This is a genomic window from Sphingopyxis lindanitolerans, from assembly GCF_002993885.1.
GTDB classification, from domain to species: Bacteria; Pseudomonadota; Alphaproteobacteria; order Sphingomonadales; family Sphingomonadaceae; genus Sphingopyxis; species Sphingopyxis lindanitolerans.
This window is the reverse complement of record NZ_CM009578.1, coordinates 1,626,750-1,639,994: the sequence shown is the minus strand read 5'-3', so window position 1 is coordinate 1,639,994 and position 13,245 is coordinate 1,626,750. Positions and strand designations below refer to the sequence as shown.

The 13,245-nt window shown below is 60.1% G+C and carries 13 protein-coding genes; 6 read left to right on the top strand and 7 right to left on the bottom strand.

Going from position 1 to position 13,245, the window contains the following annotated elements; all coding sequences use genetic code 11:
- The first annotated feature begins 23 nt into the window (after window positions 1-23).
- Window positions 24-692 carry a TetR/AcrR family transcriptional regulator gene (locus CVO77_RS07930; RefSeq protein WP_158258021.1) on the top strand — a complete coding sequence of 223 codons (669 nt, stop codon included), beginning with the start codon at window positions 24-26 and terminating at the stop codon, window positions 690-692.
- Window positions 693-755: 63 nt separating this feature from the next.
- On the opposite strand, the gene CVO77_RS07925 is transcribed toward CVO77_RS07930, so the two are convergent.
- The 7 genes from CVO77_RS07925 to bphC all read right to left on the bottom strand — a co-directional run bounded on the left by CVO77_RS07925 (window position 756) and on the right by bphC (window position 8,390).
- Window positions 756-2,381, bottom strand: a complete 1,626-nt coding sequence (locus CVO77_RS07925; RefSeq protein ID WP_192878889.1) for a long-chain fatty acid--CoA ligase — start codon at window positions 2,379-2,381, stop codon at window positions 756-758.
- 160 nt (window positions 2,382-2,541) lie between these two features.
- Window positions 2,542-4,731 (bottom strand): TonB-dependent receptor, encoded by a 2,190-nt coding sequence (locus tag CVO77_RS07920; RefSeq protein WP_242446143.1) that lies wholly within the window; start codon window positions 4,729-4,731, stop codon window positions 2,542-2,544.
- Between the two features lie 23 nt (window positions 4,732-4,754).
- Window positions 4,755-5,345 carry a 2-hydroxychromene-2-carboxylate isomerase gene (locus CVO77_RS07915; RefSeq protein WP_105998642.1) on the bottom strand — a complete coding sequence of 197 codons (591 nt, stop codon included), beginning with the start codon at window positions 5,343-5,345 and terminating at the stop codon, window positions 4,755-4,757.
- Window positions 5,342-6,532, bottom strand: a complete 1,191-nt coding sequence (locus CVO77_RS07910; RefSeq protein ID WP_310088074.1) for an aromatic ring-hydroxylating dioxygenase subunit alpha — start codon at window positions 6,530-6,532, stop codon at window positions 5,342-5,344. Before CVO77_RS07910 ends, CVO77_RS07915 begins: the two co-directional genes overlap by 4 nt.
- Before the next feature lie 100 nt (window positions 6,533-6,632).
- Window positions 6,633-7,121: an aromatic-ring-hydroxylating dioxygenase subunit beta gene (locus tag CVO77_RS07905; RefSeq protein ID WP_105998640.1), complete on the bottom strand. Its 489-nt coding sequence runs from the start codon at window positions 7,119-7,121 to the stop codon at window positions 6,633-6,635.
- Window positions 7,122-7,125: 4 nt separating this feature from the next.
- The gene (locus tag CVO77_RS07900; RefSeq protein WP_242446142.1) at window positions 7,126-7,467 is read right to left on the bottom strand and encodes a non-heme iron oxygenase ferredoxin subunit; all 342 of its coding nucleotides are present in this window, start codon (window positions 7,465-7,467) and stop codon (window positions 7,126-7,128) included.
- Between the two features lie 23 nt (window positions 7,468-7,490).
- A complete protein-coding gene (gene bphC / locus CVO77_RS07895; protein WP_105998639.1) occupies window positions 7,491-8,390 on the bottom strand; it encodes a biphenyl-2,3-diol 1,2-dioxygenase in 900 nt (299 codons plus the stop codon).
- Window positions 8,391-8,637: 247 nt separating this feature from the next.
- Here bphC and CVO77_RS07890 point away from each other — a divergent pair, with 247 nt between their 5' ends.
- From CVO77_RS07890 to CVO77_RS07870, 5 genes are all read left to right on the top strand, one after another.
- Window positions 8,638-10,050 (top strand): SRPBCC family protein, encoded by a 1,413-nt coding sequence (locus CVO77_RS07890; protein ID WP_105998638.1) that lies wholly within the window; start codon window positions 8,638-8,640, stop codon window positions 10,048-10,050.
- On the top strand, window positions 10,047-10,541 hold the full coding sequence (locus CVO77_RS07885) for an aromatic-ring-hydroxylating dioxygenase subunit beta (RefSeq protein WP_105998637.1): 495 nt from the start codon (window positions 10,047-10,049) through the stop codon (window positions 10,539-10,541). Before CVO77_RS07890 ends, CVO77_RS07885 begins: the two co-directional genes overlap by 4 nt.
- 49 nt (window positions 10,542-10,590) lie before the next feature.
- Entirely contained in the window at window positions 10,591-11,547 is a 957-nt protein-coding gene (locus CVO77_RS07880) for a PdxA family dehydrogenase (RefSeq protein WP_037557633.1), read from the top strand.
- Between the two features lie 73 nt (window positions 11,548-11,620).
- The gene (gstA, locus tag CVO77_RS07875) at window positions 11,621-12,226 is read left to right on the top strand and encodes a glutathione transferase GstA (protein WP_105998636.1); all 606 of its coding nucleotides are present in this window, start codon (window positions 11,621-11,623) and stop codon (window positions 12,224-12,226) included.
- Window positions 12,227-12,396: 170 nt separating this feature from the next.
- Window positions 12,397-13,245, top strand: a complete 849-nt coding sequence (locus tag CVO77_RS07870; RefSeq protein WP_037557636.1) for an alpha/beta fold hydrolase — start codon at window positions 12,397-12,399, stop codon at window positions 13,243-13,245.

Genomic DNA, 13,245 nt, shown 5'->3' with positions numbered 1-13,245 from the left:
CGGCAAGAGGTGTAGCAGACGCAGTGGCGGACATTTCCCCAGCTCACGACAATTCGCACAAGCCACAAGGCGAACGCAGTAGAAAGATGCGGGCTCGAATCCTTTCGGCCGCTATCAATCTGTTGCGCGAGAAAGGTTATTCGGCGTTTCGCGTCGCAGACGTTGCCGAAAGCGCAGGCGTCTCTCGCGGAGCGCAGCTTCACCATTTTCCGACAAAGGACCAACTAGTCGCCGCCTGCCTGGAGCAGGTTTTTTCGGCAGCCCTGGAGAAGGCGACCGCTGCCGCGGGTAAGGCTATCGAAGATGACGGCCTCCTCGAGGCTGCATGCGACGATGCAGAGGCATTCTTCTACGGTGAAGATTTTTTGATCGCGCTCGACCTCGTCATCTCGGGAAACAAGCTTCGGGCCCTCGCCGACGATGTTCGCGGTATGTCGCAGCAACGACGCGTCGGGGCCGAGCAAGTCTGGGTCAGCCGTTTTGCCAAGACCGGCCTGTCTCCGTCTGACGCCGAAGACATATTGTGGCTGCTGTGGAGCGTGCTCCGCGGATTGGCGGTGCGAGCCCAAATCGGAAAGGACCCCGAGCGGGCAAGGCGCGTCACCGAGCTGACAATTGCCTTGCTGTCCGGCTATGCGCAGTCGCTGCGGGAGCGGAACGACGGGACGGGCGGCCCAGACGCTATTGGTTGAAGCTTGCGATGACAAGCTTCTCGCCGCGCAGTGATCGCTGCCCAACCATGGGGTCCCGTTCCCTCAAGCCGCGTAGACATTACCAGAGCGTTCGCGCAGTTGCTTCTTGTCGATTTTCCCTGTTGCCGTAAGTGGCACCGCGCCGACGAGGATGCGATCGGGCAGCTGCCATTTCGCGAATTCCGCGGATAGGGTTGATAGAATTTCCTTTTCGTCGGGAAGGATTCCATCATGAGGCTCGACGATCAAGAGCGGGCGCTCTTCCCATTTAGGGTGCGGAATGCCGACGACCGCGGCGATTTTGACCCCGCTGCACCCAGCGGCAACATTCTCAAGGTCGATTGAGCTGATCCACTCTCCTCCCGACTTGATGACATCTTTGGTGCGGTCTGTGATTCGCATGAACCCCTGGGCGTCGAGTGTCGCAACGTCGCCGGTATCGAACCACCCGCCGACATCGGTGCAATCCGCCGGCTGACGAAAATAGCGCTGAACCACCCACGGACCCCGCACCTGTAGCGCGCCTGCCGTCGCCCCATCGTGGGGGCAGGGGCGCCCGTCTTCGCCCAAGATGCGCATCTCGACGCCGAACTGGAGCCGTCCCTGCCGCGTCCACAATATATCCTGCATCGCTGCCTCGCCGAGGTCCGCGACGGCCGGCGTCGGTGTTGCGATCACACCGAGCGGGCAGGTCTCGGTCATTCCCCAGAGCTGAAGGACATCGACATCATGGTCGGCCTTGAAGCTTTCTGCCATCGCGCGAGGTACGGCGGAGCCCCCGATCATAATCCGCTTGAGCGTTCCCGTGTCGCCGCCGGTTGCCTCGAGGTGGGCGAGATACATGGTCCAGATCGTGGGCACCCCACCGGTAAAAGAAACCGCCTCCCCTCGGATTAGGGCCTGGAGGCTAGGACCGTCCATGCGGTCGCCAGGAAGAACGAGCTTGGCGCCGCAGAGCGGCGCCACGAACGGAAGGCCCCAGGCGGTGGCGTGATAGAGCGAGGAGCAAGGCATCACGCAATCGAACGACGTGAGGCCGAACGCGCTCGCCAAGCCCGCTCCCATCGCATGCAGAACGACTGCCCGGTGGCTGTAGAGCACCCCCTTGGGATCGCCTGTAGTCCCCGAGGTGTAACAAAGAAACGCCCCGGAATTTTCATCGATTTCGGACCAGGTGATCGAGACCGGTGCCGCCGCGAGCAAGGCCTCATAGGCCAGCGCCTCGAACCTCTCGCCGATGCCGACGCCCTCGTCGGAAAGTACGATGAATTTTTCGATGTGCGGGAGGTTGGGCGCAATCCGCTCGACGAGCGCGGCGAGGTTGGGCTCGAACGCCAATATGCGACTCTCGGCATGGTTCAAGGTGAAGATCAGCTGATCGTCGGGGAGCCGGGGGTTGGCCGTGTGAAGCACTGCCCCAAGGCCCGGGACCGCGTAGAAGAGTTCCAGATGCCGGTGCGTGTTCCAGGCGAGCGACGATACCCGGTCACCGCTCCCAATCCCGGCAAGGGTGAACATGTTGGCAGCCTGCGCTACGCGGCGGGCGAGCGCTGCATAATCATAACGCCACAACCGATCGCTGCCGATCTCGCGCGACACCACTTCCCGGGTTGCGTGCGCGGCGGCGGCATATGTCAGGATCGTGCCGATCGCCAGCTGCGCAGGCTGCATTTGTCCCGTGATCGTCATCCATCCATCCTTCGACCAGTTTCGGTTGAACGGCCCGTCTTTGCGCGACAGCAAACAAAGTCCGCCAGCACAAGCCACCGAGGCTCATGCTGGCGGACACGGCGGCAGCCCGGCCGCACGCGATCCTTGGGAACAAGCCCTTGGACCGCGTTTGGGCGCGTCAGAACCGGAGTTCGGCGCTGACGCCCACTTTTCTTGGTTGTTCGTAAAAGCCGTCAGTCGCCTGCGCCCCGACACGAATGGTCTGGAAGACCTTTTCGTTGGTGAGGTTGGTCGCCCAGAGGCTGAACTTCCAGCGATCACCGGTTGGGGCAAAGGATATCGACGCATTGGTAAGGGTATAGCTCGGCTGGGAGAAAATATTCTGGAAGTCATAATAGAGCCGGGTCGAGTAGAAGGTGTTGACCGAGACCCCAAGGCGCCCTGCATCGAGCTCATGGCCCCAATCGACCCCCAGGTTGAACGTCCACTTCGGGGCGCGGGTCATCACGTTACCCGACGCGTCCGCCGGGGCAACAGTGTTGCCTCCGTCGGGGCGCGGGAAAAAGCTCTGCGCGAGCGTAAAATCACGATAGCGCGCGTGGCTGTAGGCCGCCGAGCCGCGGATGTTGAGATCGTCAATCGGTTGGATAATCGCCTCGAACTCGCCACCATAGATTTTGGCGCTCGCTGCGTTCTGCAGGACGTAGCTCGGACCCGACGCGTCTTTCGCCTGAACTTGCAGATCGTCGTAGGTGTAATGGTAAACAGCCAAGTTTGTTCGTAGCCAATCGACGGGATCAACCTTGATGCCTGCTTCCCATGCCTTGATATTTTCCGGGTTGACCGGGTTCGGCGACGTACTGGCCATATTGTAGACGCCGCTCTTGAACGCGGTGCCATAGCTTGCGTAAATGCTACCGTCGGGTGCGAACTGGTAGCGGATCGCGCCGCGGTAGTTGAACTTGTTGAAGGACTTTGCGGTCTTTGGAACGACCAGGTTTCCGTTCACGACCTGTTCGAAGGTCCGCCGTTCGGTCGTATAGCGCGCTCCCACCGTGACGAACAAATTGTCGACGATCTCATATGTCCCTTCGGCGAAGCCCGCGAACGAGCGACCCGACAGTGCAGGATCGAGATTTAGCGTGGTCGGAGGGACGCCGGGTCCCGGCGACGTGACGAGATCCAACCCAGAATGGCCGCCGAACTGGTAGAAATAGCCGCCCAGGAGCCACTGGAATCGGCCGGGGTCGGCAGACGTGAACTTGATTTCCTGGCTCCCCGATTCCGTCGCAAATGTTGCAGGGAAATTACCGAGGAAGATGTTCGAGGCATCCGAATCGGTTTCCTGGTACCAGCGCAGATTCATGAAGCCGCTCGTCGCCTCGAGGTTGAAGCCGTCGAACTCGAGTTTTACATGCAGCGCCGCACTCCAGCGCCGTAAGTCCAACGTCGGAATGCTGGTCAATGACGCCTGCCAGGCGTCGGTCGGGAGAATGACGCCCGGGAAGCGACGGCCCGCCGTATTCCCATTGACCGGCTGGGGCGAATTGGTCGTGCTGTTCTGGTCGAAGAATTCGCCGGTCAGGATGACCTTGGCATTGTCGGAAGGCTGCCACAGCAGCTTGCTGCGAAAGTTGATCACTTGCTGGTCGCCGAGCGTGCCGCCGCGCACCAGATCGTCGATATAGCCGTCATTCTTGCGATAGAGGGCGGCAAAGTCGGCAGCCAATTTATCGCTAAGGCCGCCGGTGATATAGAAGCGGGCGTCATAATCGCCCGCGTCCCTGCGCATGCGGCCGTAACGCAGCGACGCCTTGCCGCGCAGGTCGAAACTGGGGTCAGGGGTAATCACGTTGATGAGGCCGCCGGTGGCGTTGCGGCCAAATGTCGTGCCTTGCGGTCCGCGCAGCACTTCCACGCGCTCGACCTCGACGAGATCGATCCAGTTGGCAGCCGACTCTGGCTGGTAAACGCCATCGACATAGGTCGCGATGTTTGGCTCGTCGCCGATCGAGATGCCGGTCGAACCGACACCGCGAATGACGGGCTGGAACACGCCCATGTTGCGGCTTCCGATGAATCCGGGAACCACCTGAGTCAACGAGCGCACCGTCGAAACATCTGCAGCCGAGAGCGAATCGCCGGTGATCGCCGTGACGGCGACAGCAACGTCCTGAAGTCGTTCCTCGCGGCGCGTAGCCGTCACGATGATGTCGGAGATGCCCGAACTCGACTGCGCCTCGGGCTCGGGTTCGGCAGCCGGGACCGTGTCCTGGGCTTGGCCGGCCGCGCTCCAGGCCAGTGCGAAAAGTGCGATACCGCCTGCGAGGGCGCGCCCGCTATTATTTCTGTTGGTCGTCATGTCCATTCTCCCTCTCCCTGATTCTTTTTTCAATTCGTCCGCACATGCTCTTCAAGAAAATCCAGCCGATCGTTTCCCCAGAATATCTGGTCGTCGACAAACATAAGGGGCGCGCCGAATACGCCACGGGCGTAAGCTTTCGACCGCGCTTCGCGATAGTCGCGCTTGCCCTCTTCCGAGTCAGCAAAGGCGAGGGCGGCATCGGCTTCGAGACCCGCCGATGCCGCCGAGGCGCGCAATTCGTCCCGGTCTCGCGGATCGATTCCGAGGCCCCAGATGCGCCGATAGGCATCCCGCACGAAGCCTTCGGCGGCACCATGACGGGCCGCGAAGATTGCGACTGTGTTCCAGGCTCCGCACTCGAAGCTCGCTGGAAAGGTAAGCGGCACGTCGTACCGCCGAGCCCAACGCTGCAGATCCGCGGTCAGAACCTTTATCTTCGCCGGCACCTCGCGGTTGGACGGGCCGTAATTGCCCGCCGCAATCTTTGCTTCGGGGATGTCGATGGGATGATAGGCAAGCGCCCGGCCGTGCCGGCGCGCAATCTCCGGCAGTCGCAACTGTGCGAGATAGCTGAACGGGCTGATGAAATCGAAGTAGAAATCGATGGTGGCGGTCATGAGACCCTCTCTTCGATGCCCACCATCTCGCGGTAATTTTGCCAGAAGCCGATGATGGCCCCTTCCGTGACAAGATGATCCGCGTCATCGGCGCCGCCGCCGCCCATCGCGATATAGGATCTTGCCTTTCTGTCCGAGCTGACCGCCTGCTGCACGATCTCGACCGCCTCGCCATCCTCCATCGAGATCATGCCCGCCGGTCCGATGAGATTCGATTGCTTGAGGCGGATCGCGTCCATCTCCGCATCATCGTCCGCATAGCCAAATTGGGTCCACACGAGTTCGAACGAATTCGGTCCGTGGGTGACGATCTGGCGAACCGCGAGCGTGTTCGAGATCTGCTGCAAAATCAGGTTGGGATAAAGGGCCAGGATGACGAGGGTGATGCCGTCCGGAAACTCACTCCGGCCCGCGAGCAGCGAAGGATCCTGGAGCGAGAAGCTCGTGTCGAAGCTGCGCGAGTCCTGATAGACTTCGCTATCGCGCGCCGCGTCGTTGCTGCCTGCCTTCGAATAAAGAAACGAATGCCGCTTGCTCTCGTCCATCAGGCATTCGCCCGTTTGCGTCGAACGATAGAGGCCGAAAGTATTGTGAAACAGATGGAGGAGGCTTGCGTGATAGGGGTCGCGCGTATTTTCGGCGTATAGCTTCCAGTTGCCGTGGATGAACTGGCGTTGATTGCCCAATATCTTGATCGGGCGGCACATGATCCGCTCGACATGCTTGGTGATGAGCGGACCGAGATAGTCCGTGAGTGGCTCCACCTCTTGCGAAAATGTCGCGAAAACCAGCCCATTCAACGCTTCGACGCGCAGCTTGACCAGGCCATGTTGCTTGAGATCGAAATCCGCCGGCATCCCCCCCTTGCCCTTGATCCCGCGGCGGAACGGGACGCCCATGAGGTCTCCGTTCAATTCATAAGCCCATTGATGATAAACGCATTCGAGATGCGGCACATTGCCCTGGCGTGCGCGGCATACCGTAGCGCCGCGATGCGCGCAGCGGTTCACAACGACATGCAGGCTCTGGTCCTTGTCCCGCGTCACAACGACCGGCGTGTCGCCGATAAAGGTCGACTTGAAATCACCGGGGTTCGGGACTTCGGCCTCGAGCGCAACGAAGTTCCAGGTGGGGCCGCGGAAGAGATGCTCCTGTTCGGCCTTGTAAAAGGCATCATCCGTGAACACGGAATAAGGTATCCGGCAGCCAACGGGCTCCTCGGTGTCGGTCGACACTTTACCTGCGGCCGTATCTTTAACATTGAGCATATCGCAACCTCGAAAAGGGCTAAATGGGGCGGACCATCAAAGTGTCGATCAGGTCCGTGTCGAAAATCGCCTTCTTTGACCGAAAAAGAAATTTCCCGGATGAAAACACTATCTCATCGACATATTTACCAGCATTATACACAAATGATCGGCCGGTGTTTCTTGTCTGGAGCACCAGATAGTTTGTATGGGCCACAATCGCATCTGAACGAACCTCGTGAATTCGGCTGGTGCTGATGATGTGTCGATAGTGATGGACCGGAAAAATGTTGGCGCGCCGGAGCGAGACGATGCGGTCTACAAGCATGCCCCTGCTGTCACAGAAGATCGTCGCAACCGGCAATCCGCGGTCGGCATTCTCTCGCGGCAATACGGAATAATGGCAGTCCTCGACGAACAGATCGGGCCACGCTTCGAGCTGATCGTCGTCAATCAGCTCGGCGTGCAGGGCAATAAGGTCCGTCACTTCCCGGAGGAGCTCGGTGCGAGGCAGAGTGGAAAGGTCCATAGCCTCAGCTCTCCGGCGCACCGGGAGCGTCGATCGTCACCCAGCCGTCCTCGATCGTCACTTCATAGGTCTTGAGCGGGATCTGGCAGGGATAAGTTGTCGCGGCTCCGCTCGGAATGTCGAAGGCACCGCCATGATAGGGGCATTCGATCGTCGCACCATCCTGATAGCCATCGGTAAGCTGCGCGTTGCCGTGGGTACATGTGTTGGCCGTGACATAATACTGGCCGTCGACATTATACACTGCGAGCGGCGGATAGGTGCCTGCCGGTATCGCAACCGGTTCGCCATCCTGGGGGTCGCCGATCGGGCAGAGGCGAAGTCTCTCCATTGCAATCACATCCATCTATTAAAAATTTCCTTGGGTGGTCAGCCGAGGGGGATGTCCATTCCGTAACCCTCGGCTTCATTTCCATGGCCGAAGAGGTCGCGCAGATAATGTTCCTGCTGCGGACCCGCCTTTTTCGCTCCCCAGCCAAATTCCCACAGCCACCCCGACGGATTTGCGCAGTAGAATGTCAGCGCTTCGTCGTTCGCGTGCTTTCCGAGCTGGAGTGCGACATCGATCTCTCGTTCGCGCACCGAGTCGTGGGCAAGGCCGAGATCATCGAGCTCGCTGTACTCGAGCATCAAATGGTTGATCCGCTTGTCCATCGGACCGAGGCCGAAAGCCACGGAATGTTGCCGGTCGTTGCAATGCATGAAATAGGGGGCGGCGACCTCACCGTTCGGCAAAGCGAGGTGGTACTCGACCGAGCCCCGCAGCCCGAGCAGCTGATAGAAGCGAACCGCCGCGGCGACGTCATCCTGACGCAGGATGCAATGGCCGATCCCTTCGGCACCGGTAACGAAACGACCGAACATCGGGCGGCCGGGATGAAACGGGCGGTAATTGTCGACCTGGGGGCCGAAGAAGATTTCGGTGGGATTACCGCCCGGATCCTTGAGCTTGGCCAAGCCGAGGACCCGGCGCTCGCGCGCCGCTTCGTCGCTCGCTATTTCGACTTCGATATTCTGGACTGTCAGCTTCTCGACAATTTCGTCGAACTCTACCGGACCCGCAACGCGCCAGCCAAGATAGGCAAGATCGTCACCGCCATCAGCATGCAGCGTGATGCGGTGATGCCATTTGTCCATTCGCAGATACGCGCGGTCGCCTTCGCCTTCATCGACATATTCCATGCCGCCGACGCCGCATGCGAAGCTCTGCCATGCATCCAGATCAGATACCGACAAGCCTAGATAACCCAGCTCGGTCACGCCCGCCATATTTCGCACTCCCAAATCTCAAGCCATTTTTGGCTTTTATACGCCTGAACCAGCCTGTGTTGACGTGTCGCACATGATGCAACGCGATTCGAATAGTGCAATTCAGATCATTGTGCAACCCATTGCACAATGAGCCACGCATGCTATGTTGGGTCAATCGGGATCGGAAGAGTCCAAAGAGTTGAGCCGAAAATCGTTGATCCAATAGTTGACCTTCGAATCTCGGTGGCCGGAAATGGAGGAGAGGATGTTGCAACCTGACGGAAACGGCGCAGCCGTGGCAGAGCTTGAATCACTGCGTTCGCGTATCGATGCATGGCTCGTAAAAGACGAGGGAAGCGGCCGCTTTCAGATCGACCGGGAGGCCTTTACCGACGCGGACGTGTTCGCTCTCGAGCTGAAATATATCTTCGAGCGCAACTGGGTCTTCATTGCGCACGAGAGCCAAGTCGCAAAGCCGAACGACTTTCTCACGACTTTTATCGGCCGCCAGCCCGTCATCCTGACCCGCGACCGGGCCGGGGAATTGCATTGTCTGATCAATGCCTGCGCGCACCGCGGCGCGCGCGTTTGCCGCGAGAAGAGCGGAAACCGCCGCAACTTCACCTGCCCCTTCCACGGTTGGACCTATAATCCCGCGGGCCAACTCCTCGACGTGACAGATGAGGCTGGGGGTGGCTACGCGCCGGGCTTCAAGCGGGAAGACTATGGTCTAGAACATGTTGCGCGCATCGAGATTTACCGGGGCTTCATTTTCGCCAGTCTCAACCCCGAGGTCGTTCCTCTTCAGGACTATCTCGCGGGCGCGAAGACATTCATCGATCTCATGGTTGACCAGTCGGTCGAAGAGAAGCTCGAAGTACTTCCAGGCGCTACGCGCTACCGCTATCGAGGGAACTGGAAGCTGCAGGTCGAAAATGGCCTCGACGGCTATCATATCGGCACGGTGCACGCGAATTACTTCATGACGGTCGCACGCCGGGTCGACGGGACATCGAAGAACGATACCAGGGCGTTCGATTTCGGTCGCTGGGCTCAGCTCGAGGGCGGCTCTTTCTCCTTCGACAACGGCCATTGCGTGCTCTGGAATGACTATGCAAACTATCAGGACCGGCCGAATTACGAAATCCTGGACTGGTTGAAGCGCGAGCGCGGCGAAGAGCGCGCTACCTGGATGAACGGCCGGATACGCAATCTGGAGCTGTTCCCTAACGTCTTCCTCATGGACCAGACGAGCACCCAGATCCGTATCATCCGGCCCATCTCGGTGGATGAGACCGAGGTGACAACCTACTGCATAGCTCCGGTGGGTGAGAGTGACGACGCCCGCGCCTTGCGCATCCGCCAGTATGAAGATTTCTTCAATGCAAGCGGCATGGCTACGCCGGACGACCTGACCGAGTTCAACAATTGTCAGGTCGGTTTCGGTGGCGGGGCTGGCCGGATGAACGACATGTCGCGGGGATCGACACGGTGGGTGCAAGGCGTCAGCAGCCACGGCGAAGCCCTGGGCGTCGACGCCATCCTTAGCGGCACGGCGGTGGCCGACGAAGGGCTCTACGTCGCGATCCACGACGAATGGATATTGCGCATGCGCGGAGCCATTGCGAGCGAAGAGGCCGAGCGCGCGTTACCCGCGAAGCCGGAGATGGCGAAATGAGCAGCGAAGTTGCGCAATGGACCGCGATCCAGCGATTTCTCGGGCGCGAAGCGGCCGCTCTCGATGCCAAGGATTGGGATAGCTGGATCGATCTATATCATCCCGATGCCGAATATTGGGTCCCCGCGTGGGATGACAGCGGCCGATTGACCGAGGACCCAAGGCGCGAGATTTCGCTGATCTATTATCCGACCCGGGCAGGGCTCGAGGACCGCGTCTATCGCATTCGGACGGGCCGGTCGTCGGCCAGTTCGCCGGCCCCGCGCACTTCCCATATCTTTAGCCTGCTCGCGGTCGACCATGAGGACGACATCATTCGGGCGCGGACGAATTGGTCGGTGACCTCGGTCTTGGAGGATCGGCCGACCGTCTACAGTGGGTCGGCCATTTACGATCTCGAACCGATGGGCGACGCCTTTGTGATAAAACGCAAATATACCGTCGTCATCAACGACCTCGCGCAGACGATGCTCGATGTCTACAGCATTTGAGGTCGGCGTAGCGTCGCAGCAGGCCGGATCCCGGCCCTGCATCGGTACCATGGTCGGCGAGCCGGCAGGCATCGGACCCGAGGTTACCGTTCGCGCCTGGGCGTCAGGCCGCGTGCATGAGGTGTCGGTTCCCCTATTAGTGGGGTCGGCGGCCTCGGTCGAACGAGCGCTTGACCTGACTAAAGTGTCGGCCCGCCTGCGTGTCATGCGTTCGCTCGAGCCGCTCAGCGACGACCCGGCAGTCATCGATATCCTGGATACAGGTGCGCTGGACGACCGCGCGCTCCCCTTCGCGAAAGATACGCTCGAATCGGGCATTGCGACCGCCAAATGGCTAGCCGAACTCGATGCGCTCGCGCGCGACGGGGTCTTCGCCGGCACAGTGATGGGTCCGATCAGCACCGGATCGCTTAAACTGGCGGGAAAGCTGGATATGGTGATCAGCCCGACGCCGGGCGAGAGTTATCTGCTCCTCCTCACCGGACCGCTCCGTGTCGCCCACCTCACCGATCATATGTCGATTCGGGCGGTCTGCGACCTCATCACGCCCGAGTTGATCGATACCGCCCTACAGCAAATCGACGCGGCGCTTCGAAGCTGGGGCGTCGCCAACCCCAGGATCGTGGTCGCGGGTCTCAATCCTCATGCCATCGGCGATGAGGAAGATCGTGCCATCGGTCCAGGAGTCGCGCGCGCGCGCGCGCGCGGCATCAATGTCGATGGACCATCCGCGCCCGATACCGTCTTTCGCCAATGTATCGAAGGCCGATACGATCTCGTGCTAGCGATGTTTCACGACCAAGGCCACATAGCCGTCAAGACATGGGGATTCTCGGGAAACTGCGTGATCATGATGGGGCCGCCCTATCTCCATATGTCGGTCGCACACGGCACGGCATATGACATTGTGGGAACGGGCAAAGCCGATCCATCGATGATGCTGAGTGCCATGCGGACTTGTGGGGTGCTGACCGCGGGAAAGGGCTTTTCCGAGGTTGATCGCTGACGCGCCGGCCCAACTCCGGCGTGAAGCACGGCCATTCGCGCGCTGTGCTCCAAGTCGTCCATAAGGAAATGAGATGCTCCTTTACTATGCGCCTGGCCTTTGCTCGCTGGCACCGCACATCGCGCTGCGCCGGATAGGGGCAGCGTTCGATATTGAAAAAGTCGACATGCCCACGCGCAGAACCGAGCATGGGGCCGACTTCCGGTCGATAAAGCCTTCGGGAAAAATCCCTGCTCTCCTTCTGGATTCGGGCGAGCTTCTCACAGAGACGATAGCGATCCTTCTCTATGTTGCCGACTTGGCACCGCGCGCGGGGCTCGCCCCGCCGGCCGGAACAATCGCTCGCTACACGCTGACGGACAGCCTGAGCTTCATCGCCTCCGAGCTGCACAAGAGCTTCGTGCCGCTCTTCTCCAAAACCGCGGGGCCGGAGATCCGCGCTGAGGCAAAGCGGGACGTCATGCACCATCTCCAAGCGCTCGACCTGGAATTGACCGACAAGGATTATTGCTTCGGGGACGCCTTCACCGTGGCCGACGCCTATCTCTATTGCATCCTCGGGTGGCCCTCTCGAGTGGAGATCGGTCTCGCGGGCTTCCCCGCTTTGACGCGCTACCGCGCCCGCATGGAAGAGGAGCCCGGTGTCCTCGAAGCCGTGCGAGCCGAGAGCCTGAAGTGACCGCATCAGAGGCGCCGGTTTCATTTACCGGTTGCAAACGCGTTTCTCATGGTGCAAACCATTGTCCCAAGAGGGCTGCGACATGATGGCCCGTGGAACGGAGATTGAGTGATGCTTGAAGCCGTTTGGGGGCAGGTCGCCCGACATGATGATTACAAGGTTGCTGGCCAATGAGTTCGGCGCCCGACATGGTCCGGCCCGAAATCGGCAAGACATTCGTCGCTGACGGGATCAAAACCAACTATCATGACACCGGCGAGGGCAGGCCGGTCCTCCTCGTCCACGGTTCGGGCCCCGGGGTCACGGCATGGGCGAACTGGCGGCTTAATATGCCCGAGATTGCTAAGGAATTCCGGGTCATTGCTCCCGACATGATTGGCTTCGGCTACAGCGACTCGGTGGGTCGGATCACCGACAAGGCCATCTGGACCAATCAACTGGTCCGTCTTCTCGACGACCTGGAAATCGACCAGGTCTCGATGGTCGGAAATTCCTTCGGCGGCGGCGTGACGCTCGCCTTCATGATCGCCCATCCCGACAGGGTCGATCGTGCCGTTTTGATGGGAGCGGCTGGACTTGAATTCCCGCTCACGCCGGCGCTCGATTTCGTCTGGGGTTATGAGCCGTCCCGCGAAATGATGCATGAGTCGCTGAAGATGCTCGCATGGGACCAGAGCCGGCTGACCGACGATCTGATCGACTCCCGTTATCACGCGAGCATCCGCCCAGGAGCGCATGAGCCCTATCATGCGACGTTCGGCGGTTCCGACCGGCAGGCCAATATTGCTATGCTGTCGAGCCGCGAGGAAGATATCGCCGCGCTTCCCCATGAAGTGCTCGTCCTGCACGGCAAGGCCGACCAAGTCATTCCGCAAGAGGTGTCGCTGCGCCTCGGAAACCTGATCACACACTCAGACGTCCGCTTCTTTGGAGAGTGTGGCCATTGGGTACAGATCGAGCGGATGGCCAGTTTCAATCGCGCCGTGATCGAATTTTTCAGTCACGGCCTAAAATTTTAA

Bases quoted from the DNA above. Each gene is read 5' to 3' on its own strand.
- CVO77_RS07925 (WP_192878889.1), bottom strand. From the start codon at position 2,381: ATGACGATCACGGGACAAATGCAGCCTGCGCAGCTGGCGATCGGCACG.
- CVO77_RS07920 (WP_242446143.1), bottom strand. From the start codon at position 4,731: ATGGACATGACGACCAACAGAAATAATAGCGGGCGCGCCCTCGCAGGC.
- CVO77_RS07915 (WP_105998642.1), bottom strand. From the start codon at position 5,345: ATGACCGCCACCATCGATTTCTACTTCGATTTCATCAGCCCGTTCAGC.
- CVO77_RS07905 (WP_105998640.1), bottom strand. From the start codon at position 7,121: ATGGACCTTTCCACTCTGCCTCGCACCGAGCTCCTCCGGGAAGTGACG.
- CVO77_RS07900 (WP_242446142.1), bottom strand. From the start codon at position 7,467: ATGGATGTGATTGCAATGGAGAGACTTCGCCTCTGCCCGATCGGCGAC.
- bphC (WP_105998639.1), bottom strand. From the start codon at position 8,390: ATGGCGGGCGTGACCGAGCTGGGTTATCTAGGCTTGTCGGTATCTGAT.
- CVO77_RS07890 (WP_105998638.1), top strand. From the start codon at position 8,638: ATGTTGCAACCTGACGGAAACGGCGCAGCCGTGGCAGAGCTTGAATCA.
- CVO77_RS07885 (WP_105998637.1), top strand. From the start codon at position 10,047: ATGAGCAGCGAAGTTGCGCAATGGACCGCGATCCAGCGATTTCTCGGG.
- CVO77_RS07880 (WP_037557633.1), top strand. From the start codon at position 10,591: ATGGTCGGCGAGCCGGCAGGCATCGGACCCGAGGTTACCGTTCGCGCC.
- gstA (WP_105998636.1), top strand. From the start codon at position 11,621: ATGCTCCTTTACTATGCGCCTGGCCTTTGCTCGCTGGCACCGCACATC.
- CVO77_RS07870 (WP_037557636.1), top strand. From the start codon at position 12,397: ATGAGTTCGGCGCCCGACATGGTCCGGCCCGAAATCGGCAAGACATTC.